Here is a 22,042-nt window from a genome sequence, read left to right as displayed (position 1 = left end):
CGACATCTCGAAGCGTGGAGAACGGCCGCCTCCGCTGTCCCGGAAAGAACCGCAGATCAGCAGGTCGGGTGACCTGCGCGGTTAAACGCCAAGCTATGTGCTGCACACTGGCACCCAGTGGGAGTACCTGCCCCAGGAACTCGGCTTCGGCCCGGGCATGACCTGCTGGCGCAGCGCTGGCCATACTCCCAGCCCCGTTGAAATAAAGCGTGCCTAATCGTTCCTCTGTTCGGCCTATCCCCGGGTCGCTGCGGTTCTCCCGCGAGCTTAGCGTCTTCCACTAGGACCGGACGCCAGCCGGACGACCGGCTGACCGCCCAGGACCTTCGGTCAGGAGGAGCGCAATGAGCGGGGTCCCGAAGAGGGGTAGCGAACGAGACCCTGCCCTGACGCACGAAGAGATCCAGGCCAGGATCGGAAAGCGCCTGGACGACGTTGCCAAGATCCTGGCTGGAGCCCTCGTCGCCGTTGCCGGAGTCATGACCCTGCTTGGCCTCAGCAGCGACGTCGTGTTCGTTGCCCTCAACAACGACTCGTGGCCCATCTATGTGGCCTCGCTCTGCGCCATCCTCGCCATCGTCTGCAGCATTGTGGCTCTGCTCGTCCACCCCACACGGCGGGGCAACTTGTGGGAGACCGTCGTGCTCATTCTCGGGGTGATCCTCTATATGGTGGCTCTGAGCGTGGCGGTTATCGGCGCGGCCAAGGCTGCTGGGGGAAACGGGCGGCCGACGATCACCAACATCAAAGTCGACGGCCCTCGGTCCAATCTGAAATTGAGTTTCCTGGTTCATGCTGACGGCGTCGAGACGGGGGCCAGCATCGAGGTGTTTGTAAACGCTGTCAGGGCCGACTTGTCCGAGGCTGTCGTTGAATCGGTCGACGCCTACTCAAGTGAGCTCAGACCCAACGACAAGGGCGTGGTCGAGCAGCGGGTCAGTATGCCGATGTCCCTTCCACCACAGGCTGCAGGCATCAGCATCATGGCTCTCAACGCGGGCGACGGAACCCAGGACGAATGTGGCTCGCTCACAGAGCGCGGGCCGACGTGCGCGAGGTTCCGGGTTCCCTAACAACGGCTAACACGATGAGCCGAGTTGTCGCTGGGTAATCAGGCAGCAGGCGAGTTTGAGAAACGCCTCGTGGATGTCCGCCCTGCGTTCCCAGCGGATGCTCAGGCGTCGGAAGCCGTGCAGCCAGGCGAAGGTGCGCTCGACCACCCACCGGTAAGTACCCAGACCGGTGCCGTGCCGGGTGCCGCGGCGGGCGATGGCCGGGACGATGCCGCGGGCGCGGACCTGGTCGCGGTAGATGTCGTGGTCGTAGCCGCAGTCGGCGAACAGGAGTCGGGCTTGCGGCGCGGACGCCCCACCCGGCCGCGGACGGGCGGGATGGCATCGAGCAGCGGCAGGAGCTGGGTGACGTCGTTGCGGTTGCCGCCGGTCAGCAGGACCGCGAGCGGGGTGCCATGCCCGTCGGTGATCAAGTGGTGCTTCGAGCCGGCCCGGCCCCGGTCGACCGGCGACGGGCCCGTGTGCTGCCCCCTTATAGCGCCCTGACGTGGGAGGAGTCGACCACACTGCGCGACCAGTCCAGCCGCAAGGCCGCGTTCAGCTCAGCAAGCAGGACCTCGTGCAGCCGCTGCCAGACCCCGGCCTCGTTCCAGTCCCGCAGCCGACGCCAACAGGTCATGCCTGAGCCGAAGCCCAGCTCCTTGGGCAGGTACTCCCACTGGATGCCGGTTTGCAGCACGAACACGATCCCGCACAGCACCTCCCGGTCCGGCAGTGCCTTGCGCCCCGGATACCGGAGGCGCCGCTCGCGCTGCGGCAGCAACGGCTCCACTCGGTCCCACAGCCCATCCGACACGATCCACGGCGACATCTCCACACCGGAGCGCGCTCAACTCCCGCCCCGGACACGGCCATCAGGACTGATCCACCTCATTGTGTTAGCCGTTGTTAGACCGGACCCGGCACGCAGAGCCGATTGACGAGAGGGAAGCTGTCCTGCCCGCACCGGACGCGCCGGGACTTGCATGAGTTCGTGGAGGGACCATGGGAGCAGAAGCATGGCCATCGGTCATTGCCTTGATCGGTGTGACCGTCGGAGGCGCGCTTTCGTTTGCGGCGCAATGGGTAAATCACCGCGCTCAGGATCACCAAGATAATGCGACGCGGCAGGAGGCTCGACGCAACGAGCGGCTGTCTTACCTCGTCACCTTCCTCGAAGTAGCGCAGGAAGCCGAACGCACCGCGATGGACCAGCACCTGGTACGCGCTGATGAAGACGAGTGGCGCCGGAGGGCAGGGGCTGTCCAGGATCGCCTCTGGGCGGCGCAGAAGACACTGCACATGCTGTGTCAGCCAGCTGTTGCGCAGTCCGCTCACGCGTTTGCCCAGGCGGTCAATCATCTGCTCTGGCACGGTCCGGGGGCTCAGTCGGTCCGCGACTTCCTGCATCCGACGCGCAACGCGTTTCTTGATGCTGCACGATCCGATCTTGAGCGCCACGCCAGGTAGCCGGGCCGTTCCCATTGACGCGCCATGGGTGGTGTCGACCACACCCGCATGATCAGCATCACGAACTTGCCCTCGTCGACGACACACTCGAGACCTGGACACGTCCCGGTTTCCTCAGGCATGCAGCAGCACTTGCCGACGTGAACCTTCTCGCCTACGTGCTGACGCAGGCCGCACGCCTGCAGGAGGCGTGGCCGGTCTTCGAGGCCAATGCAGCGGTCGCCACCTCATGGCCCTGGGAACTGGACGGCGCGCCTCTGAAAGAGGTTCAGGAGTGGCACTCTCGTGCCTTCAGGGCCCGGGCCCGGCGGTCACCACGGTGATGGCTCACGCATTCGCGAAGCACCGGTTGGTCCTGCCTGGACAGGCCGCCCTGCGTGCCGCGCCGGGCGCAACGGAAATGGTGGCGTCATGCCCGTTCCGCCACGGATTACGTACAGGAATCGCGGCAAAGTCCGCGATATCGAAATTGACAACCTCGCCACCCGGGGAGAAACTGGTCCTATCTGGTAATTACCAGTTTGGGCTATTGCTCAGCGGCCGCGGCGACCGCTCGTCGCCTCCGCGGAAACCCGAGGTTGTGATGACTGCTCAAGCGCCCCCCGAACCAGTTGGGCAGGCCGAACTGCTCGCGCTGGACTCGGAATGCAGGGTCACGAGGACCGATCAGCTCTTCCGCGAAAGTCATCGGAACGCGGCAGACGACCCACATGAAGCCCACTTCGAACTGGTGAGTGTCGATGCCCGAGATGTCGGCCGGCTGCGGCGTCTTGCGCAGGAATTCCTCACCGACCTGAAAGTGCCGCCTGCGGCGCGCGATGATGCTCTGCTCATCGTCTCCGAACTTGTCACCAACGCGGTACTCCATGCCTCGCCGCCAGCTGCTCTGCGAGTGCGCTGCATCCAGCGACGTGTCCTCCGAATCGAAGTCACGGACGGCGGCCCACAACCCGATCCACCCTCCAAGGCGGACCAGCATGGGGAGCACGGCCGCGGCATGCAGATCGTCGCCGCCATAGCAGTTCGCTACGGCACGGTGACGCACGCAGGCGGGGCCACCCGCTGGGCGGAGCTGAACTCCCGATGAGCAAGCAGCCGACCCTGCCGGCCTTGGCCCAGCGGCGGAAACGCGGGTGCAGGTTGGCTCATGGACCGTACCGCTCGGGCACCTTGATCCTGGTCCTCCAGCCGCAGCAGGCGACCGGCGGCGTCGACCCGGACTGGCCACCGATCGTGACCTGTATGACGGGCTGCTGAGCTTGTTCTTTAACCTCAGTCGCTGCTGAGTGCTTGCTGGTAGGGCAAATTGCGGTGCGGGCGGGCACCACCCCGGGTCAGACTCGCGGACATGACTGAGAAGATCACCCGCATCAACCCCGAGCAGCTGCATGAAACTCCCGGCTACCACCACATCACGGTGGTGGAGGCCGGCCGTACGGCCCATCTGGCGGGGCAGTGCCCGCTGGATAGGAACGGTGACCTCGTGGGTTCCGGTTCCCTCGAGACGCAGGTCGACCAGGTGGTCGCGAACGCGCTCACTGCCCTGGCAGCGGTGAATGCCCAGCCGCAACACGTGGTGCGGTCAGTGATCTATGTGCGGAGCGACGAGAGGGATGTTCTGGGAGCCGCGTGGCGTCGGCTCACCGACTCTGCCCTGGGTCCGGCGTTCACCACCGCCAGCACGCTCTTGGGCGTCGCCCAGCTGGGCTTTCCCGGACAGCTCGTCGAGGTGGATCTCACTGTGGCGTTGCCTGACTGAGTTTTCTCGCTGACTGTCGAACGCCGTCTCGCCGCCTGGCTCGACCACAAGGGCGAACTCCCGTTGATCGAGGGCACGTTGATTCGGCTGGAGGTCGAGCATCTGTCGAAGGACCGCGCAGCGCCGGCGGTGTGGTTGTGGTCCTCGAAGACCGGCGCCACCGACGCGGACGTCGACCGCGCCCGGCAGGCCTTCTTGCGGCGCTTCGACCTGGAACACACCTTCCGGCTGTTCAAGCAAGACCCTCGGCTGGACCCGACCCCGACTGCGGGAACCGGAAGCGGCCGACCGGTGGACCTGGCTGATCATCGCCGCATACTCCCAACTCCGGCTCGCCCGCCCGCTGGCCCAGGACCTGCGGCAACCTTGGGAGAAACCAGCCACACCGAACCGGCTCACCCCGGCCCGGGTCCGCCGCACGTTTCGGAACCTCCGCCAGCACATGCCCTGCCCCGCCAGAGCACCAAAACCTCACCGCCCCGGCCCCGGGCGACCACCCGGCACGAAGAACAGACACCGGGCGCCCCGATACGACGTGGGCAAAACCGTCCGCCGCGAAAAGACACTCATCGCCCTACAACGGTTGAAAGGTTAAAGAACAAGCTGAGAGACACGCAGGTCGGAGCCCTCACCGGGCGTGTGCGTTTCAAGCCCCAGATTCGTCAGTGTCGGCTGAGACCGCTTGCCGTTGCGAGAGGGTGATGCGGCGCTGGACCGGGTCGACGTCCAGGATTTTGACCGGCAGGGCGTCACCGACCTGGATGCCGCGCTGCGGACTGTCCAGGTTTCCGTCGGCCAGTTCGGAGTTGTGCACCAGTCCCTCGAAACCGTTCTCCATCTCTTCAATGCGTACGAACGCGCCGATCGGTACGAGCTTGGTGACGCGGCCGACGACCGTCTGGCCGATCTGCCCGGTCAGCAGCGGCATCGGATCTTCGTGCAGGGCCTTGAGGGACAGTGATACGCGTTCATGGATCGGGTCGACGTCGAGAATTTCGGCGTTGATCTCCTGACCCACGGAGACGATGTCGGACGGGTGGTTGATGCGGCGCCATGACAGCTCGGGGATATTGATCATCGCTTCGAAGCCGCCGATGTCCACGAAGGTGACGCCGAAGCTGGCGATCTGGGTCACCGTGCCGGTGACGATCTCACCTCGGCGAAGGGTCTTGAGGAAGGCCCAGTTCCGGTCGCTCGGTGTCGGCTCGGTCTGCCAGCGGGCCCGTACCACTCCGTCGCTGTCAGGCATCACAGCGGTGAACAGAGGCACGCGTTCATCGGCATACACGGACAGCAGTACTGCGGCGTCGGCCTCGGATATCCGGTGGGCCAGCTCCGGGAACTCGTTCTCCTCGGCGACAGCGCTGTGGATCCGGCCGTCCTTGTCCTGCCAGACACATTCGACGAGGCCCTCGGCGGGGAGGGCTGCGAGCACCCCTTCGATGTCGGAGTACAGGTCGGGCCACACGGCCAGCCGGGCGCGGGGAGCGAGCCCGGCGCGAACTGTGTCGATGGTGTGGCGGGTGAGGCGGTGCCACCGTGAGGCGCCCTCGATGTATGTCTCCTCCAGGAGTCCGGCGCGGCGCGTGGCGACTGCCCAGTGCAGACCGGCCCAGAAGTCGTCGTCGCCCGGCCGCTGGACGTGAGCCGCATCGTTCTCCATGTCGTACGGGGAGGCGTCCAGGCGCTCCGGGAACAGTCCAAGCGCGCGGGTCCGGGCCAGCGCCTCCTCGCAGGGCCGGCTACTGCCGATATAGAGGTACTGGTCCCAACCCACGTGCACTGCGAATGCGCCTTCCGCCTCCAGCCGGCACCAGGCGCCGCCGTCGCGCAGCATGACCCGCACCAGTTCCAGCCCGATCTCGAGCGATACTTCTGCTCCGTCGTGGAAGCTGGCCAGGCCGGTCGGGAAGAGCCCATCCAGCCCGAAGTCGTCCAGGGGTCGCTCGACACCGAAGTGCGCGAGGGACGGGACCTGCGGCTCGCGTACGGACAGAACGTCGATTCCGACCTCCGCGGCGAAGGCCTCGACCGCCCGAAGATAGGCCGCCTCTACCTCGCCGTGATCGCTGACGGTGTCCTCGGCGCCGGTGTAGCGGCCGTGTTCGTCACGGTCGGCCGGGTCGTACTTGGTGACGCGATGGACGTAAGGCAGCACGCCCCCATCTTCGAGTAAGAAGCCACTCCCTGACGAGCCGCTGAAGGACGTCTCAGCCGTCTGCTTCGCGGTCGTCCTGCACCTGTTCGTCCACGAGGCGCCCGAACAGATCGCGCAGGCGCTGTTCGGCTTCCGGGTTGAGCGGGTCCGGAGGCTGCGTGATCAAGTCCCGCAGGTCGGCGGCAGTGGTGTCCTGGGCGGCCAGGCCGGCCGCGGCGGCCGCGCCGAAGCGGCGGATGACGTCCTGGAGCCGGGCGCGTTCCTCCGGCGAGGCGGCGTCGAGTTGCGCGGTGAGGGCGTCGCGGAGGGCCTGGAGGCGTTCGACGTCCGCGATGGTGCCGGGGATGTCTTGGCTCATCAGCACCCGCGCACTCGCCTCGTCCCCAGGCACCGGGGCAGCCTCGTCGGCCACTTCGCTCGGTTCGTCGGCGGACAGGACCCAACCGTGCGCGGCCATGCCCTCCTTGGTCCACTCGACAAAAAGGTCCGCGCCCTCCTCGACGCGTGCCATGTCGTAGCCGCCGCCGGTGCCGAACCAAGCCAGCAATGCGCAGGCGGCGGGCTTGCCGACATCGCAGGAGGCGCACAGTTCCAGGTGGATCGGAAAGCCGTTCTCGTCTTCCTGCGGCATGACGGCGCTGGAAATCAGTGGCCCGCCGCATCGTGAGCACGACGGCAGATTCTCTGCGAGTTCCACTCGGGTCACGCGAGCCTCCTTGCTCGTCACGTGCGCCCACCAAAGCCCTCGTGATCGACGGCGTCAACCCCCTCCACATCACACCCCAGCGAGGAGAATCCGACCAAGGGGGCGCGCCGTCTCGTCGAGCCATACGTACCGGTTGCGCAGTCGAGCGAGTTGACCACCGTGGACCGCTACTACCTGGCCAGGGACGCCTACCGGCAGCAGCACGGCCGCGAGCCCGAGCGCGATGAGCTCCCGCAGTTCCTGGCCGCACAGGGCATCACGGGACGCGGCGGCACACCGGCCAAAGCCAGCAATCTGCGACGACCCTTCGTCGAGTTCCGCTTCTAGGCTCTGTGGGCTGCGTACCGAGCCGCGGGACCGAAGAGCGACTGTCGGGCTTTGAGCGCCGCTGGGCCGTCGTGTCGGCACTCCGCCCTGGCGTGCCCGCCTGATCTGGTCCTGGGGGCGGCGCGGGCGGGTGCTGGCGTGAAGTTCTGAACGGTGGTTCACTTGTTGCATGGTCTACCGCAAGACGCCCGCCGAGCAGGACCGCCTCGCCGCCGCCAGGGAGCACCTGGTGGAGCGGGCCACCGCCGTCGTTGCCGATGTGGGCTGGGCGAACGCCTCCGTCACGGCGGTCGCGGCCGCGGCCGGGATGTCGGTCGGCTCGGTCTACCAGCACTTCCCTTCCAAGGGCGCGCTGGCGGTCGAGGTTTTCCGCCGCGCGTCGGGGCGGGAGGTCGAGGTGCTCAGCAAGGTCCTCACGGAGGGCGGCCGGGACCCGGTCGAGCGGCTCGCGCTGGGCGTCGGCGTGTTCGCCCGACGTGCCATGGAGTCCCGCGGCCTGGCTCACGCGCTGCTCGCCGCTCCGGCCGAACCGGCGGTGGGGCAGGAGCGGCTGGGGTACCGGCGCCGCTACCGCGAAGTCTTCGCCGAGGTGATCCGCGAGGGCATCGGCTCAGGTCTGCTGCCCGACCAGGACCCGGAGGTCACCGCCGCGGCGCTGACCGGGGCGATCGGCGAGGTGCTGGTCGACCCGCTGTCCGTTCCGGCCGAGGGCGGCGACGCCGACCACCTGGTGGCCGAACTGGTGGCGATGTCCCTGCGCTGCGCGGGCGCCGCCGCCCCGGCCGAAGTCGACGCCGAAGACCGTGACCACGCCCGCGTACGACGACTCCCGGAGACTGCGATGACCACGACAGAAGCCGCCGCACTACGCAGCAACCCCGCCGCGCGCACCCATGAGGTGACCAACCAGCCGCCGCCGCTGGTCGGCCACGATGTCGCCGACGACGCCGTACTGCTGGAGGGCGTGCGGCGCGAGGGCGCCGAGTGGTACGTGGAGGACCTGCATCGCGTCGGCCGGCTGGCCGGCTCGGAGCAGGTCCAGCGCTGGGCCGAGGAGGCCAATCGCTACGAGCCGGTGCTGCGCACCCATGACCGCTACGGCAACCGGATCGACGAGGTGGACTTCCACCCTGCGTACCACGCGCTGATGGACGTGGCGATCAGCGAGGGCCTCGGCGGCGCACCGTGGGCCGACGACCGGCCCGGCGTCCATGTGGCCCGCGCGGCGGGGTTCATGGTGTGGAGTTCGGCCGAACAGGGGCACGGCTGCCCGGTCTCGATGACCTACGCGGTCGTCCCCGCGCTGCGCTCGGCGCCGGACCTGGCCGCGCTGTACGAGCCGCTGCTGACGAGCCGGACGTACGACCCCGGACTGCGCGCCCCTGCAAGCAAGCGCGGCCTGCTCGCGGGCATGGGCATGACGGAGAAGCAGGGCGGCACCGATGTACGGGCCAACACCACCACCGCCGTCGAGCAGTCGGACGGCACGTGGCGGCTGCGCGGCCACAAGTGGTTCACCAGCGCTCCGATGAACGATCTGTTCCTTGTGCTCGCGCAGGCTCCGGGAGGGCTGTCCTGCTTCCTGGTTCCGCGGGTGCTTCCGGACGGCAGTCGCAACACCTTCCGTATCCAGCGGCTGAAGGAAAAGCTCGGCAACCGCAGCAACGCCAGCAGCGAGCCGGAGTTCGACGACACCGTCGCCTGGCCGGTGGGTCAGCAGGGGCAGGGGGTGCGGACCATCATCGACATGGTCACGATGACCCGGCTCGACTGCATCCTGGGCTCCGCTTCCGGGATCCGTGCGGCGCTCGCGCAGGCCGCCCATCACGTCCGGCACCGCACCGTGTTCGGCGCCCGGCTGATCGACCAGCCGCTGATGCGCAACGTGATCGCCGACCTCGGACTCGAGTCCGAGGCAGCGACCACCCTCGCCCTGCGGATCGCGGGAGCGACCGACCGGGCGCAGCGCGGAGACACACAGGAGCGCGCGTTCCTGCGGCTGGCCACGGCGGTCGGCAAGTACTGGGTGTGCAAGCGGCAGCCCGCGGCGGTCGCCGAGGCCCTGGAATGCCTCGGCGGCAACGGTTATGACGAGGCATCAGGGATGCCACGGCTGTACCGAGAGGCTCCGCTCAACGGCCTGTGGGAAGGCTCGGGCAATGTCAACGCGCTCGATGTGCTGCGCGCCCTGACCCGCGAACCCGAGTCCCTGGACGCCTTCCGCGCCGAGATCGAGGCCGCCGCAGGCGCGGATGCCCGGCTGGACGAGGCCTGGCGGCAACTGCGCGGCGAACTGGTGCTCACGGAGGACGCGGCACAGAGCGCCCGCAGGCTGGTCGAACGCATGGCGCTGGTGCTGCAGGGCTCCTTGCTCGTCCGGCACGCTCCGGCCGCCGTCGCGGACGCGTTCTGCGCCTCGCGGCTCGCCGGCGACCAGGGCCTGGCCTTCGGCACGCTCCCTGCGGGCATCGACCTGTCCGGCGTCATCGCCCGGCTCCCGGGGGCTGTGGGCTGAGCTCTGTTCCCGTAAGAGCGGATTCGAGGTCAGGGCAGGGTGAGGATGCGGGGGCCGTCCTCGGTGATGGCGATGGTGTGTTCGATGTGGGCGGCTCGGCTGCCGTCGATCGTGCGCAAGGTCCATCCGTCGGGGTCGGTGCGGTAGTCGTTGCGTCCTCCGGCCATGAGCATGGGTTCGAGGGCGAGGGCGAGGCCGTGGCGCAGGGGGAAGCCGCGGCCGGGTCGGCCGTGGTTGGGGACGTGTGGGTCTTCGTGCATCTGGCGGCCGATGCCGTGGCCGCCGAAGTCGGCCGGCATGCCGCAGTCGGCCTTGCGGGCAACCGTGCTGATGGCATGGGAGATGTCGCCGATGCGATGGCCGACGGTGGCGGCGGCGATGCCGGCGTCCAGTGCCTGCTGGGTGGCGGCGATGAGTTCGAGGTCGGCGGGGCGAGGGGTGCCGACGGTGAAGCTGATCGCGGCGTCGCCGGTCCAGCCGTCGAGTTCGGCTCCGCAGTCGATGCTGACCAGGTCGCCGTCGCGCAGGCGGTAGTCGGCGGGGATGCCGTGCGAGACGGCGTCGTTGACGGAGGCGCAGATCACGGCGGGGAAGGGGACGGGGGCGAAGGAGGGCCGGTAGCCCAGGAACGGGGAACGTGCTCCGGCCTTGGTGAGCACGGTGCGGGCGGCTTCGTCGAGCTCGCGCAGGCGAACTCCCACAACTGCCGCTGCGCGGGCGGCCGCAAGTGCGTGGGCCACGACGCGTCCGGCTTCTCGCATCGTCTCCAGTGCCGTGTCGGTCTTGATCTCCACCATGTGTCGTGACTCCCTGCGATGCGACGCCATCCAATACTTATACCGGTATTAGTATCACGGTCATGGTGGGAGTTCCTTGAATCCGCATGAGCGGCAACGCGGAGAGCGCTTCGGGTTGCTGCTTCGCCGGGCCCGCGGTGACCGCAGCATGGTCGACGTGGCAGCAGCGCCCGGGGTGTCCGCTGAAACCCTCCGCAAGATCGAGACGGGCCGAGCCCCGACCCGGCCTTCATGACCGTGGCAGCCTTGGCCCACGCGCTGCACCTGTCACTCGATGACCTGGCCGCCGCCTGCGCGGAAGACACCGAAGCAGGCGAGCACACCTGTCATGCGTCAAGGAGTTGGCAGGGTTTGATCTTGGTATAGCTGGGCTCAGTACGTGTATGTTCAGCCTCCGGTTAGTGAGATTGTCACCGTACGGGGTGTGCAACAGCGCAGATCACAGCGGTGGCGGCGGGCTCGTCTCGTCCCCGCCGGTACGTCGGAGGTTTCCTTTCCGTCCGGAGCATCTGCTTGGCGTGGTGGTCAACTGGCCCTCGGTGTGGCCTGACCGATGAGTTTTGCGCGCCGTGCTGGTCTGTACGCCGAATACCGACTCACGGGAGGCTGACGCCATGCGGAAACTGACCTTCGCAATGAACATGAGCCTGGACGGCTACATCGCCGCGCCCGGCGACGACCTCGGCTGGAGCGTGCCGAGCGACGAGCTGTTCCAGTGGTGGTCCGACCGGGTGGACGCGACGGGCCTGGCGCTGTACGGGCGCAAGCTGTGGGAGACGATGAGCTCCCACTGGCCAACCGCCGACAAGCAGCCGGGTGCCACACCGGCGGCGATCGAGTACGCCGGCCGCTGGCGGGACATGCCGAAGGCGGTGTTCTCCTCTACGACCAGCACGGTCGACTGGAACACCCGTCTGGTCACCGGCGACGCGGTCACCGAGATCACCAGGCTCAAGGCCGACGACGGCGGCCCCATGGACATCGGCGGTGCCACACTCGCCGCGGCGGCCATGCGGGCCGGGCTGATCGACGAGTACGCGATCGTCACCCATCCGGTCCTGGTGGGCGGCGGCACGCCGTTCTTCACAGCCCTGGACAACTGGGTGAACCTGAGCCTGGTGGAGACCCGGACGTTTCCCGACGGCCTGTTGCTGACCAGGTACGAGACCAGGCGCTGAGTGCCCGACGGCGGATCAACGCGGGCTTCGGGCCGCCTGTCGCGGCGTCCGGTCGTCGAGTGCCTGGTGGGGGCGGAGGGTGTTGTAGGTGTGGCGGAACTGGTTGATGTCGACGGCGAGGGCATTGCCGTCGCCGATGATCGCGCGGTAGAGGTGTTCGTACTTCAGGGTGCCGAAGAACCGTTCGACTACGCCGTTGGTCTGCGGGCTCCTCACCCTGGTACGGACGTGTCGGAGCAGCGGGTCGTCGCCGAGGAGACACCATGTCGCCGCGCCGCCTCGGCCAGCGAGAGCTCGCCTTTCAACACCGCCAACACGACCTGGATCTGCTCGTCCACGGACACCTGCCGGGACGGCTTCTGCGATCTGCTCACCCAGACACCCTTCGTGACCGGTCAACCTCGGACCCTGCCACAAAGTCTGACGCACTCCACTGGCAGCTCAGCGAACGAATAATCGGTTGTCTGTTGGCGATGGTGGTGGATGCAATGTCCGGCATGGTCACCCAGGTGCGTCTGCCACGGCGAGATGAGATGAACGCGTACTACCGGGCCTTGCCACTCTGCGATCCGGGCAGACAGCAACCGAATCGTCACGCGGGAGACGGCAACGCATGAACACGCCACCATCGCCACCGGGAGCGGAGCGGACTGATGGATCATCCGTCCGGATCGGCGCTCTCGTTCCGCTGTCTCGGCCTGGCTGGGTCGAGGCGGGCCAACACTTGCTCGCCGGCCTCGAGTTGGCCGTGCGCGAAGTCAATGACGCCGGCGGGATCGTCGGAAGACCACTCGAGCTGGTGGTCCGAGACACCGCGGCTGATCCACAGAGGGCCGCGGCGGCCGTAGATGAATTGGCTCGCCTGGGCGTGGCCGCTTTGGCGGGGGAGTATCACAGCGTCGTCGCTCGCGCCGCGGCCGCCAGGGCCGACGCCCTCGGCCTGCCGTTCCTCTGCTCGTCGGCGGTTCTCGACGCGCTCACCGAGCAGCCAACGGAATGGGTCGCGCGCCTCTCCCCGCCGCAGTCCCGCGGCTGGCGGATCTATGCGGACTTCCTCCTCGGCGCGGGCCACAGTCGCATCGCCGTAGCAGCCCAGCCGAGTGTCTACTGGGCAACTGGGACCCGCATTGTGCGGGACTACGTCGCTCCACGCGGCGGCACCGTCATCGAACTCGACATGGGGGCGCTCACCCCCACGGCCGTGTGCGACGAACTCGTCGACCATCGCGCGACAGCCCTCCTTCTTCTGGTCGGACACCCGGAGCCGGCGGTGTCGATCGTCAAGTCCGTCCGCCGCGACCAGCGCCTCGCCGAGATCATGATTGGTGCTCCGGCCGGGCAACCGGAGTTCGCCGAATGGGCGACGTTGCTGGGCGACGACAGCGCCGCGATCCCGTTCCTGCGCTACCTGCCCGAGCGCCTCAGCCCACTCGGTGCACGAGTCGAGACGGCCCTCCGCGAGCGGCTGGCCGAAGCACCCTCCTTCGTCGCCTTCGAGGGCTACGACACGGTCGCCGTCCTCGCCGATGTGCTGCGTTCGCACGGCGCGGACCGGGCGCGCACTGCCGAGTCCTGGCCGCGCGTTGCAGTCGAAGGCACCCGCGGGCAGATTCAGTTCTCCCGCACGCCAGGCATCAGCGTTTGGCAATGGGCGTCGACGCCAATCCAAGTCGTCGATCGAGATCCGGCGGAGCCCGATCGCTTTCGGATCCTTCACGCCGGCTGAGAGGCCCGGCGGTCCGCCTTCCCTGGCTGCCGTCACGACCGGACCGCTGATCGGCTGCCCGCTCCGCGCCGCTGCGCGCCGCTGATCTCGGGAAATCCACTTGAACAGGCGCCGGGTGGGCGTGGCAGGCTTACGCGGTGATCGTTGAGTTGGCTCCCCGCTTTCTGCGCTGGGACGAGGTGGACCCTGCCCGTCATCCGTTCGACGGCGCGTCTGCCGCACAGGTGGTGCACTCGCTCTGGCCGGCACGGCGTGTGCCTCGCCGCCCCGGCGTCTCCTTCGCCGACCCGGCGATGAGCAGTTGGAGCTGGGGCGAGGGCAAGCTCTGGGCCGACGCCATGTCGCATGCCCTTGTCCAGCGCTACGGCCGCTGGGTCGTGGGCTGGCGCTGGGCACATGACGAAGGGGACTTCGACGGAGGGCCGGTCGGGAGCTGGTGCTGCCCGCGGGACTCGATCACCACGCCGGAGGAGACGCTCGCCCGTGTCGTCGCGGCGTTGTGCGAGTGGCGCGGGTGGCTGGAGAACCTCGCCGGGTGGTTCGAGGCGTACCCGCTGGACCTGGCCGACGTCGAGGGCCGGCAGATCTTGTGGGAGCGCGCGGCTCGGAACCTGATCCTGCAGGTCGTCGACCGCACAGGCTGCGGCAGTGGCTGGCACGGGCACTGCCGTCAGGTGCTCACCTGGTTCCTCGGCCACTGGGGAGTCGCGCCCGACGTCGCACGCGAACGGGTCGACGAGGCGATCAGCGGGCGGTTCCATAGCTGGACCGGCCCCGACACAGTGCTGGTCGACGACGTGGCGGAGCAGCTCGCCCTGTCGCTGCGGCCGGGCGACGGCGTACGCTCCGCCGAGCCGGTCCCGGATCACTTGCAGCGCTGGCTCGTGGTGCGCGAGAACGTGCCATGGCAGGAGGCTCCGGACGGCTGCGGGGGCGAACCGGTGGCCCCGTCACGCGACGGCGCGGCGGAGGACATCCGTGCCTTCGACGGCGCCCTGGAACCCACACGCGCCCAGGGTCTTCTCGCCGCCCTTGAACTGCTGCGGGCCGACGCGGCGGGCGGCGCCTCTCTCGACTTCGAACTGCTCCAGCGCTGGCAGCAACACGTCCTGGGCGTACCGCAACCGCCACTGTTCCGCGACCTGCCCGCTTTCGCCAAGGCGGGCCGGGAACGCTACGGCATCAGCCCGGACAGCCGCGCCCGCCTCGACGCCTGCCTGGCCGAGAGCGCGAAAGCCGGACAGCGGCCCCTTCCCCTCACGGCCCGCGCCGCACGCGCCTATCTCGACGTCTGCTTCTTCCATCCCTTCGACGACGGCAACGCCCGGTCCGCCTTCCTCGCCCTCGTCTTCGTCCTCGCCCGCGAGGGCGTCGCGCTCGAAGGGGTTGGACTGCTGCGCCGCGTCACCTTCCAGGCCGACGAGCCCAAGGACGCGCTGGCCCTCACCCGGTACATCGACATCCACCTCGCGGAGACCCGACGCAGCGCTGCCGTTGTCGGCTCCTAGCGGCTGGGCAAGCAGGCGCCGATCAGCCCATGCTGAGCACCTGAGCGAGGCGTTCTCCGTGCTGTCCGACGTCGCCGAACTCCGGCGGACTCGCCGCTCACCTCAGAGGCGGTCATCACGGATGTGCACCATCTGCTTTCGCACGGCGAGAAGGCGTGGCATTCGACACCATGTGCTCGTGGATCCACGAGGATGCTCTGCAAATCATCCGGCAGTACCACGCGAGCCTTTGTGATGCTGACGCATGACCGGAAGCTCGCCGCGAAGGCGACGGAGGTCGCTGCGAGGAGGAGACGGCAATGACCAATCGTATGGGCAGGGTGATCTGCGACATCACGATCTCCGCTGACGGGTACTCGGCCGGGCTCAACCAGACCGAGGAACGCCCGTTCGGCGATGACGGCGGCGACGGCTCGGGCGGCAAGCTGCACGCCTGGATGTTCGACACTCCCGACGAGAACCGGGCCGAGGTCGACCAGTCGGCTGACTCCAAAGCGTTCATCATGGGGCGCAACATGTTCGGCCCCGTGCGTGGCGACTGGGATCGGCAGTGGAACGGCTGGTGGGGCGACGATCCGCCGTTCCACGCGCCGGTGTTCGTGCTCACCCACCACGTGCGCGAGCCGCAGCCGATGGACGGCGGCACCACGTACTACTTCGTTACCGACGGAATCGAGTCGGCACTGGCACAGGCACGCGCGGCGGCCGGCGACGGCGATGTCGCGATCCAGGGCGGCGCGACCACCATCAACCAGTACCTCGCCGCCGGCATGGTCGACGAGCTGCGGCTGCACATTGTGCCGCTCACGCTCGGCGCCGGCACGCGGCTGTTCGAGGGCGTCCCGCCGCTGAAACTGGAGCAGGTGAAGTCGCGGGCAGCGAGACTGGTCACGCACGTGACCTACCGCGTGCTGTCCTGAGCGGGAGTGCGTTGTTGCGCGACTGCCGCCCGGCCCAGACCGTCTGTCCTGGACGCGGTCCGCCTCGGCCCCGGCGACGAGTTGGCTGAGTTCACCGCCGCCCACGCCCAGCTCCGCCTCACCCGCGAAGCCGCAGCCGATCTCCGCCACCCTGGGAGAAGCCGAACCAAGTCCGTCCGGCTCACCCCGGCCCGCGTCCGCCGCGGGTTTCGGAACCTCCGCCCGCACCTGCACTGTCCAGCCCGTGCACCGAAACCACCAACTCCAAGCCCAGGAAGGCCACCTGGCTCGAAGAACCGACGACCCGCCACCCGCCACGACGTCGGCAAAACGACCAAACGCCCCGAGACATCACTGAACGCAATCAGCTCAAGGGCCACAGAGGACAACAGACAAGCTGAGGCTGGTCCAACCTGCGCTGCGCTGCGCTGCGTGCAGTTGGCCTGACAGACGGGTGAAGCCCCTGATAGATGGGTTCTCGACCAAGAGAACCGTGTCCATCAGTGGGCTTCGCGTGCTTGCGTTCGGGGCCGGGGCCGGGGACGGCAGCGGGCAGGCATGACCGGTGCGTGGTCTGTCTCCTGCACGTCGTCCCTGCGGTCGGCGACGCAGCCACCGGACCAGCGCCCCACCTACGGGGAAGGGCCCGTCGCTCAGAACGCGCGATCAGGGGCTGTCGGCGTGGGTGAGCGTCTCCCAGGCGAGGAAGTAGTTCGCCCCCGCGGGCCGCTTGCTCTCCGTGTACCGCTGGCTGGTCCCCATCTCCAGGCCGAGCCGGTTGCGGTAGTGGTTGACCACCACCTCCGTGGTGGCGCCGAGGCCGAGATCGACGCTACCGCCGCACAGCCACGAGGGCACCGCCGTGCCCAGCTCGTACCGGGTATGGAAGTACACGGCGTCCATCATCCGGTCCTTGGCCTCGCCGTAGAGACTTACGCCCTGGTGCCACGCGGTCTCGGCGACATGCGCCATGGCCTCCAGGCCCCAGCCGGTGTGCCCGAAGTCCCGGCATGTTTCCTGTGCGAGGCCGTCCTCGAACCGGCTCTGGCCGTGCCAGTACGCGACGATCTCGGCCTGCGTGTCTTTCGCCGGGCAGGTCGACGGCGCCTTGGGGCGCGCACCGTCGGACTTCTGGTAGGCGTAACCGGGCACCCGCCCACGCCAGATGCCGATCGCCTTGTCGAACGCCCCACGGTCATCGAGGAACACCGCGATCCCGACCGCCGCGTCCATCATGATGAGCTCCCAGTTGCCGTTGGTGCAGCCGCCACCATTGCGGATCTCCGGCAAATAGACGTTGCGGAGCGTGTTGGCGAAGCGGCCGGCCTGCGGCCAGCTGGGATACGTGTGCTTGATGATCTCGGCGGCGCGCGAGAACGACGCGCCTGCCCAGCCTGTCTGCAGCCGGGCGTTGTGGTTGGTGTGGTCGGTGATCACCGCGGACCACGCGTCCATCAACGCGATCGCCTTCTGGCCGTGCCGTTCGTCCCGGGTGATGTACCAGAGCAGGGCCTGCGTGTAGGCGGCGAGAGCGTCGCCTCGCTCGTCCGTGCAGCCGTTGTTGGGGTTCGAGCTCGCACCGCATTCGACGATCGCCCGCGGCTTCGGTGTCCGCGACAGCGAGGCGTACGTGCTGGCGCGCATCGCGTCGTAGGCGGCCTTCCACGGCTGCTGACCGGCGTTCACCCGGGACCGGGCGGTGTCCAGCTGGGCGCGGCTGACGAGCACGCCGGGGTGGTTGAAGACGGCGGCGGTCTGCGGCGTGGCGGTCGTCGGCGTCCCTTCGGCCGCTGTCGCCGCCGTTCTGGATGTCGCCGTTCCGGCCGTAGCAATCAGGAGCCCGGAGGCGAAGAGGCCGGCAAGGCGGAGGCGTAATCGGTGATTTCCCACGTCGGTTCTCCCTTGCGCAAGGAAGTAAGGGCTTTCTATGCGATTCATTCGCAAACTATGCGATCAACAGGAAACGGGCAATGGTACGGACCAGTAAGGCGAGCCCGTCCGCCCGGGGCCCGCCGAAGCACCGGCCGAGGTGCCCGCGAGCGGGCGAGGACGATCCGAGTTCGGCACTCTGCGCAGGTAGGTCCGTCTCAATTTCCGTCTCGTTCAGCTGCGTTCGCCGTCGTCCAGGACAGGCCCGAACTGATCTCGGCCAGCAGACCGGATCCGGCCTTGAACGCAGGTGAACGGCCTCGGACTACACCCAGCAGGCCACCAACAGACTTGGAAAGCGTGCGAGTCGGGATCTGCGAACTGCCTCGCAGAAGGGCACCGGCATGCCGATGGTCGTGCGCGCGCCGGGCCGATTACCCGTTCGGGCCGGCACTGACGCGGGCAAGCACGCTGTCGGCCAGTTCCTGCGGGGTCAGTTCGCCGTCCAGGAACACGGTGTCGCCGGGCAAGGTGTCGGCCGCGGCCGTGCACGGCTCGATTCTGTCCTTGCACCACTGCCGGACCCGCTCATCCTTGGCGGGGTCGTCAGGGGTGAAGCTCCGTCCGTCGATCCGCGTCACCAAGACTTCCGGTGAGACTTTGAGGAAGAAGTGGTGGGCGACGATGCCTGCGGCGTTCAGCGCACCGAAGATCTCGCCGACATACCCGGGATTGACTAGCGTCATGGGGACCAGGACGGGGCGTTGATACTCCTGGACCAGACCCACGGCCAGATCCGCGACCTGCCGCCGCCACAGTCTCAGATCCTGGAAATCGCCGGTCGGCACCTCGACGATCTCGCGCAGCACATACCCGACCATCTCCGGGTCATAGACCAGCGCCTCGGGCCAACGCGGACGCAGTTCATCCACCAGCGTGCTCTTCCCGCTGCCGAACGCACCGTTCACCCAGACGATCACACGCTTTCTCCCACCTCACCGTCAGCGACCCGCGTCCTGGGGACGGCCGTGTCCAAAACACCCCGCGAAAACGCCCGGGTGGGACCAATGCACAGTGACAGATCATGCCCGAACGATCGCCAACTGGGGCCGAAACTCACTGACATACGGTGCCAGCTCAGGGGCGGGCTCAACAAACGCGCACGGTGAGTGACGGCTGACGGACGCAACGGTCTCCGAGAAGTGCCTGAAAATGATCAGTGACGATGCTGGTGTGGCCGACAGTTCGGCGCCGTGGAAGGGCAGTCCACCGGCTGGAGGAGCTGTTGTTCCCGTCGATCGCAGACGTGACGGTGCTGTCGGGTGGGGCCGAACACGGCCGAGTGGGTTCCGCGGGGGCGGTCAACGGTCCAGAATGTGGGTGATCACTGGTCGATTGTTCCGGGGGCGGATCAGCGTGGAGACACTTAGGGCCGAGGATCCGTCCCGGATCGGCAACTACCTGCTGCTCGGCCGGCTCGGCGCGGGCGGCATGGGGCTGGTGTATCTGGGGCGCGGGGCCCAGGGGCGGATGGCCGCGGTCAAGGTGATCCATCCGCAGCTGGCCCACGATCAGGAGTTCCGGCGGCGGTTCCGTGCCGAGGTGCGGTCGGCGCAGCGGGTCGACGGTGCGTGGACGGCTCCCGTCCTCGACTTCGACACCGAGTCCTCCACTCCCTGGCTCGCCACGGGCTACGTTCCGGGTCTCACCCTGCACGAGGCGGTGACGGGCCACGGCGGGCGGCTGCCGGAGGAGTCGGTGTGGTCGTTGGCCGCCGGGCTGGTCGGGGCACTGCAGAACATCCACGGCAGCGGGCTGGTGCACCGCGATCTCAAGCCGTCGAACGTGATGCTCACCCTCGACGGCCCCCGGGTGATCGACTTCGGGGTGGCGCGGGCGGCCGACGCCAGCGTCGCCACCCGGACCGGAGCGGTGATCGGCTCGCCGGGTTACATGTCCCCGGAGCAGGTCAGGGGACGGCATGTCACCGCGGTCAGCGATGTCTTCAGCCTCGGTTCGGTACTCGCGTTCGCCGCCACGGGACGGCATCCGTTCGGCGACTCCGACAGCGGCAGCTACGCGCTGATGATGCGTGTCGTGGAGGACGATCCGGACCTGGAGGGACTGCCGGAAACGCTGGCCGGGCTCGTGCGGCGCTGTATGGCGAAGGACCCCGGGGAGCGCCCGCCGTTGCGTGAGATCGCCGAGATGGCGGTCGCGGCGACTGCCGGTGAGCCGCAGAGCACATGGCTCCCACCGGCTCTGACGGCGGAGATCGGGCGCCGGAGCGCCCGCCTGCTCGATCTCGACGACCCGCAGGGCCCGCCGCGGACCCAGGTCGACACTCCGCAAGGGGTGCACGCCATGCCGACGGCGCACACTCCCGCATACGGCCCGCCCCGGCAGCGACCGACGCCGCCCCCGCCCCCGATGCCGACTCCGGTACCGATGCCTACTCCGGTTCCGGCTCCGGGCCTGAGGCAGACCGTCGTTCCGCCGCATGGCGGAGGCAGCCGTAACCGCGCGCTCGTACCGGTTCTTCTCGCCGTCGGCGCGATTCTGGTACTTGGCATCGTCTTGATGCTCGTGAAGACGGGTGACAACGGGCGGGACGACGACCGGGCAGAGGATCCCGGAACGGCCACCGCCTCGGCGTCGTCGCCCGCGAGCGACGGCAGCTCACCAGCGCCCACGAAGTCATCCTCGGCGAAGTCGTTCACCTACGAGGGACGGTGGAGCGGGCTGCTGCGGCAGGACGGTTCGCAGGAGTACACGGTGAAGGTGAGCTACACCGGTGGGAAGGTCGGCGAGCAGGTGGCGACGGTCGACTACCCGTCCCTCGGCTGCAGCGGTCACTGGATCCTCACCGAGGAGTCACCCGGGGGCCTCCGGGTCCGGGAGGAGATCACCAAGAACTCCACCTGCATCACCGAGGTGGAGATCCGCTTGACCCGCTCGGGCGATCGGCTCCTCTACGAGATCACCGACCCCGCCACGGTGGTGGGCTCGCTGAACCGCAACGACTGAACGGCCGGCGCGGGAGCTGTTCAGTGCCGTGAGGCACCCGCGCACGGGCATGGGTTTGAGCTCTTGCTGGGTCGGGCGGCAACCCGCGGCCGGGTGGGCGTCTGACGGGTGTCGTCACCCACGGCCCTGCCCCCAGGTAGGCGCGGTCGGCGAGCACCGGGATGCCCTGGCGTTCGCAGATCCGTACTTGCCCCGCTGCCACCCTCCATCGCTCTCTTCGATATCGAGCCATAACGGAGCGTCACTCGTCACGGAAGTTGAGTGACGACTTACCTCGCTACGACCAGAACTCGTCATAGGCCTCCTGATCGGACCACAGGTCCCAGCCCTCAGTGATCCTGCCGTCTCGGATGTGGAAGACGATCGCGTAGTCCATGTCGAGCTCCTTGCCTTCACGCGAGGCCGTGGCGTGGAGCAGGGCGACCGTGTGCTTGTCGTTGGCGAGCACATCGTGGAGTTGCGGACGGTACGTGCCCCCGGACATCTGGAATTCCCGTTGAAACAGAGCGAACGCGGCCTCACGACCACGGAAGTCACCCGCCAGTGGGCCCTGGCCGGGGTTATGCCACACCACATCGGGGTGGAATACCTCCGCGAGCGCCTCCAGGTCGCCAGCCGTGAAGGCGGCCATGGCCCGTTGAAACACAGTGATGTTCGGGTGATCAGTCATCACAGCCTCCTTTAGCCCCGCGAACGTAACCGGAAGCCAGCCAGGCAGCCGCAGCCACACCGGGTTGGTCGGCTCACACCTACCTGATTGGGCCCCAGGGGAAGCCATGACGACGTCTATCGCCTTCTCCCCATCGACCGGGTGTGCCCGCCCGCTGATCACAGGTGGTCTACATGCCAGCTGTCAGTGAGCTCTTTCAGCGTGGCCACTGGTCGGGTGAGGGCTACCGACGAAATTGCGTTGACCTGTGGTTCTGTGGATCGCTCCAGTGGCGATCCCCATTGTCGAGTCGCAGCATTCCCTGAGGACGGGTGCTGAGGGGGCGCCGTGGCACCCCCTCAGCCGGGGCGGTGGGTCATG

At 68.1% G+C, this 22,042-nt stretch carries 20 protein-coding genes and 5 pseudogenes; 15 read left to right on the top strand and 10 right to left on the bottom strand.

Annotated elements, in window-relative coordinates; translation table 11 throughout:
- Positions 1–344: 344 nt before the first annotated feature.
- Complete coding sequence (locus ACH4YL_RS36585) at positions 345–1,073, top strand: hypothetical protein (protein ID WP_398511841.1); 729 nt, start codon at positions 345–347, stop codon at positions 1,071–1,073.
- 6 nt (positions 1,074–1,079) lie between these two features.
- Here ACH4YL_RS36585 and ACH4YL_RS36580 read toward each other — a convergent pair.
- Both ACH4YL_RS36580 and ACH4YL_RS36575 read right to left on the bottom strand, forming a co-directional pair.
- Positions 1,080–1,349, bottom strand: a pseudogene (locus ACH4YL_RS36580) (transposase); the annotation flags it as partial.
- Positions 1,350–1,545: 196 nt separating this feature from the next.
- On the bottom strand, positions 1,546–1,884 hold the full coding sequence (locus ACH4YL_RS36575; protein WP_398511840.1) for a transposase: 339 nt from the start codon (positions 1,882–1,884) through the stop codon (positions 1,546–1,548).
- Between the two features lie 173 nt (positions 1,885–2,057).
- Here ACH4YL_RS36575 and ACH4YL_RS36570 point away from each other — a divergent pair, with 173 nt between their 5' ends.
- From ACH4YL_RS36570 to ACH4YL_RS36555, 4 genes and pseudogenes are all read left to right on the top strand, one after another.
- Positions 2,058–2,522, top strand: a complete 465-nt coding sequence (locus ACH4YL_RS36570) for a hypothetical protein (RefSeq protein WP_398511839.1) — start codon at positions 2,058–2,060, stop codon at positions 2,520–2,522.
- Between the two features lie 229 nt (positions 2,523–2,751).
- Positions 2,752–3,609 (top strand): ATP-binding protein, encoded by an 858-nt coding sequence (locus ACH4YL_RS36565; protein WP_398511838.1) that lies wholly within the window; start codon positions 2,752–2,754, stop codon positions 3,607–3,609.
- Between the two features lie 261 nt (positions 3,610–3,870).
- A complete protein-coding gene (locus tag ACH4YL_RS36560; RefSeq protein WP_398511837.1) occupies positions 3,871–4,281 on the top strand; it encodes a RidA family protein in 411 nt (136 codons plus the stop codon).
- Positions 4,282–4,311: 30 nt separating this feature from the next.
- Positions 4,312–4,876 (top strand): annotated as a pseudogene (locus tag ACH4YL_RS36555) (transposase); the annotation flags it as partial.
- 51 nt (positions 4,877–4,927) lie between these two features.
- Here ACH4YL_RS36555 and ACH4YL_RS36550 read toward each other — a convergent pair.
- On the bottom strand, positions 4,928–6,439 hold the full coding sequence (locus ACH4YL_RS36550; protein WP_398511836.1) for a S1 RNA-binding domain-containing protein: 1,512 nt from the start codon (positions 6,437–6,439) through the stop codon (positions 4,928–4,930).
- A gap of 52 nt (positions 6,440–6,491) precedes the next feature.
- Positions 6,492–7,145, bottom strand: coding sequence for a DUF6300 family protein (locus ACH4YL_RS36545; RefSeq protein WP_398511835.1), 654 nt, complete (start codon positions 7,143–7,145; stop codon positions 6,492–6,494).
- 150 nt (positions 7,146–7,295) lie between these two features.
- On the opposite strand from ACH4YL_RS36545, the gene ACH4YL_RS36540 reads away from it, so the two are divergent.
- The 3 genes and pseudogenes from ACH4YL_RS36540 to ACH4YL_RS36530 all read left to right on the top strand — a co-directional run bounded on the left by ACH4YL_RS36540 (position 7,296) and on the right by ACH4YL_RS36530 (position 9,987).
- Positions 7,296–7,472 carry a hypothetical protein gene (locus ACH4YL_RS36540; protein WP_398511834.1) on the top strand — a complete coding sequence of 59 codons (177 nt, stop codon included), beginning with the start codon at positions 7,296–7,298 and terminating at the stop codon, positions 7,470–7,472.
- A 169-nt stretch (positions 7,473–7,641) separates the two neighbouring features.
- A pseudogene (locus ACH4YL_RS36535) lies at positions 7,642–8,133 on the top strand (TetR/AcrR family transcriptional regulator); the annotation flags it as partial.
- Positions 8,134–8,313: 180 nt separating this feature from the next.
- Positions 8,314–9,987, top strand: a complete 1,674-nt coding sequence (locus tag ACH4YL_RS36530) for an acyl-CoA dehydrogenase family protein (protein ID WP_398511842.1) — start codon at positions 8,314–8,316, stop codon at positions 9,985–9,987.
- A 29-nt stretch (positions 9,988–10,016) separates the two neighbouring features.
- Here the strand turns inward: ACH4YL_RS36530 and map are convergent, their stop codons facing one another.
- Positions 10,017–10,784: a type I methionyl aminopeptidase gene (gene map / locus ACH4YL_RS36525; protein ID WP_398511833.1), complete on the bottom strand. Its 768-nt coding sequence runs from the start codon at positions 10,782–10,784 to the stop codon at positions 10,017–10,019.
- Positions 10,785–10,860: 76 nt separating this feature from the next.
- Between map and ACH4YL_RS36520 the strand changes: the two are divergent.
- Both ACH4YL_RS36520 and ACH4YL_RS36515 read left to right on the top strand, forming a co-directional pair.
- Positions 10,861–11,150 (top strand): annotated as a pseudogene (locus tag ACH4YL_RS36520) (helix-turn-helix domain-containing protein).
- Between the two features lie 248 nt (positions 11,151–11,398).
- On the top strand, positions 11,399–11,962 hold the full coding sequence (locus ACH4YL_RS36515; protein WP_398511832.1) for a dihydrofolate reductase family protein: 564 nt from the start codon (positions 11,399–11,401) through the stop codon (positions 11,960–11,962).
- 15 nt (positions 11,963–11,977) lie between these two features.
- Here the strand turns inward: ACH4YL_RS36515 and ACH4YL_RS36510 are convergent, their stop codons facing one another.
- Together ACH4YL_RS36510 and ACH4YL_RS36505 are read right to left on the bottom strand one after the other, a co-directional pair.
- The gene (locus tag ACH4YL_RS36510; RefSeq protein WP_398511831.1) at positions 11,978–12,178 is read right to left on the bottom strand and encodes an integrase core domain-containing protein; all 201 of its coding nucleotides are present in this window, start codon (positions 12,176–12,178) and stop codon (positions 11,978–11,980) included.
- Positions 12,175–12,336 carry a hypothetical protein gene (locus tag ACH4YL_RS36505; protein ID WP_398511830.1) on the bottom strand — a complete coding sequence of 54 codons (162 nt, stop codon included), beginning with the start codon at positions 12,334–12,336 and terminating at the stop codon, positions 12,175–12,177. The genes ACH4YL_RS36510 and ACH4YL_RS36505 overlap by 4 nt, the downstream gene beginning before the upstream one ends.
- Positions 12,337–12,575: 239 nt before the next feature.
- On the opposite strand from ACH4YL_RS36505, the gene ACH4YL_RS36500 reads away from it, so the two are divergent.
- The 4 genes and pseudogenes from ACH4YL_RS36500 to ACH4YL_RS36485 all read left to right on the top strand — a co-directional run.
- Positions 12,576–13,688, top strand: a complete 1,113-nt coding sequence (locus ACH4YL_RS36500; RefSeq protein WP_398511829.1) for an ABC transporter substrate-binding protein — start codon at positions 12,576–12,578, stop codon at positions 13,686–13,688.
- Positions 13,689–13,825: 137 nt separating this feature from the next.
- Positions 13,826–15,196: a Fic family protein gene (locus ACH4YL_RS36495; protein ID WP_398511828.1), complete on the top strand. Its 1,371-nt coding sequence runs from the start codon at positions 13,826–13,828 to the stop codon at positions 15,194–15,196.
- Positions 15,197–15,495: 299 nt separating this feature from the next.
- Positions 15,496–16,116 (top strand): dihydrofolate reductase family protein, encoded by a 621-nt coding sequence (locus ACH4YL_RS36490; protein ID WP_398511827.1) that lies wholly within the window; start codon positions 15,496–15,498, stop codon positions 16,114–16,116.
- A gap of 99 nt (positions 16,117–16,215) precedes the next feature.
- Positions 16,216–16,563 (top strand): annotated as a pseudogene (locus ACH4YL_RS36485) (hypothetical protein); the annotation flags it as partial.
- A 219-nt stretch (positions 16,564–16,782) separates the two neighbouring features.
- Here the strand turns inward: ACH4YL_RS36485 and ACH4YL_RS36480 are convergent.
- Together ACH4YL_RS36480 and ACH4YL_RS36475 are read right to left on the bottom strand one after the other, a co-directional pair.
- Positions 16,783–18,006: an alginate lyase family protein gene (locus tag ACH4YL_RS36480; RefSeq protein WP_398511826.1), complete on the bottom strand. Its 1,224-nt coding sequence runs from the start codon at positions 18,004–18,006 to the stop codon at positions 16,783–16,785.
- Between the two features lie 413 nt (positions 18,007–18,419).
- A complete protein-coding gene (locus ACH4YL_RS36475; protein WP_398511825.1) occupies positions 18,420–18,965 on the bottom strand; it encodes an AAA family ATPase in 546 nt (181 codons plus the stop codon).
- 436 nt (positions 18,966–19,401) lie between these two features.
- Between ACH4YL_RS36475 and ACH4YL_RS36470 the strand changes: the two genes are divergently transcribed.
- A complete protein-coding gene (locus ACH4YL_RS36470; RefSeq protein WP_398511824.1) occupies positions 19,402–21,012 on the top strand; it encodes a serine/threonine protein kinase in 1,611 nt (536 codons plus the stop codon).
- Positions 21,013–21,289: 277 nt separating this feature from the next.
- Here ACH4YL_RS36470 and ACH4YL_RS36465 read toward each other — a convergent pair whose 3' ends face one another.
- Positions 21,290–21,682: a nuclear transport factor 2 family protein gene (locus tag ACH4YL_RS36465; protein WP_398511823.1), complete on the bottom strand. Its 393-nt coding sequence runs from the start codon at positions 21,680–21,682 to the stop codon at positions 21,290–21,292.
- Positions 21,683–22,042 lie beyond the last annotated feature (360 nt).

Origin of the sequence: Streptomyces sp. NPDC020681, assembly GCF_044334895.1 — a bacterium.
Lineage (GTDB): Bacteria > Actinomycetota > Actinomycetes > Streptomycetales > Streptomycetaceae > Streptomyces.
This window is presented reverse-complemented; position numbering and strand designations above follow the sequence as displayed.

Bases quoted from the DNA above. Each gene is read 5' to 3' on its own strand.
- ACH4YL_RS36530 (WP_398511842.1), top strand. From the start codon at position 8,314: ATGACCACGACAGAAGCCGCCGCACTACGCAGCAACCCCGCCGCGCGC.
- ACH4YL_RS36500 (WP_398511829.1), top strand. From the start codon at position 12,576: ATGAACACGCCACCATCGCCACCGGGAGCGGAGCGGACTGATGGATCA.
- ACH4YL_RS36465 (WP_398511823.1), bottom strand. From the start codon at position 21,682: ATGACTGATCACCCGAACATCACTGTGTTTCAACGGGCCATGGCCGCC.
- ACH4YL_RS36560 (WP_398511837.1), top strand. From the start codon at position 3,871: ATGACTGAGAAGATCACCCGCATCAACCCCGAGCAGCTGCATGAAACT.
- ACH4YL_RS36565 (WP_398511838.1), top strand. From the start codon at position 2,752: ATGGCCCTGGGAACTGGACGGCGCGCCTCTGAAAGAGGTTCAGGAGTG.
- ACH4YL_RS36570 (WP_398511839.1), top strand. From the start codon at position 2,058: ATGGGAGCAGAAGCATGGCCATCGGTCATTGCCTTGATCGGTGTGACC.
- ACH4YL_RS36585 (WP_398511841.1), top strand. From the start codon at position 345: ATGAGCGGGGTCCCGAAGAGGGGTAGCGAACGAGACCCTGCCCTGACG.
- ACH4YL_RS36575 (WP_398511840.1), bottom strand. From the start codon at position 1,884: ATGTCGCCGTGGATCGTGTCGGATGGGCTGTGGGACCGAGTGGAGCCG.
- ACH4YL_RS36490 (WP_398511827.1), top strand. From the start codon at position 15,496: ATGACCAATCGTATGGGCAGGGTGATCTGCGACATCACGATCTCCGCT.
- ACH4YL_RS36515 (WP_398511832.1), top strand. From the start codon at position 11,399: ATGCGGAAACTGACCTTCGCAATGAACATGAGCCTGGACGGCTACATC.
- map (WP_398511833.1), bottom strand. From the start codon at position 10,784: ATGGTGGAGATCAAGACCGACACGGCACTGGAGACGATGCGAGAAGCC.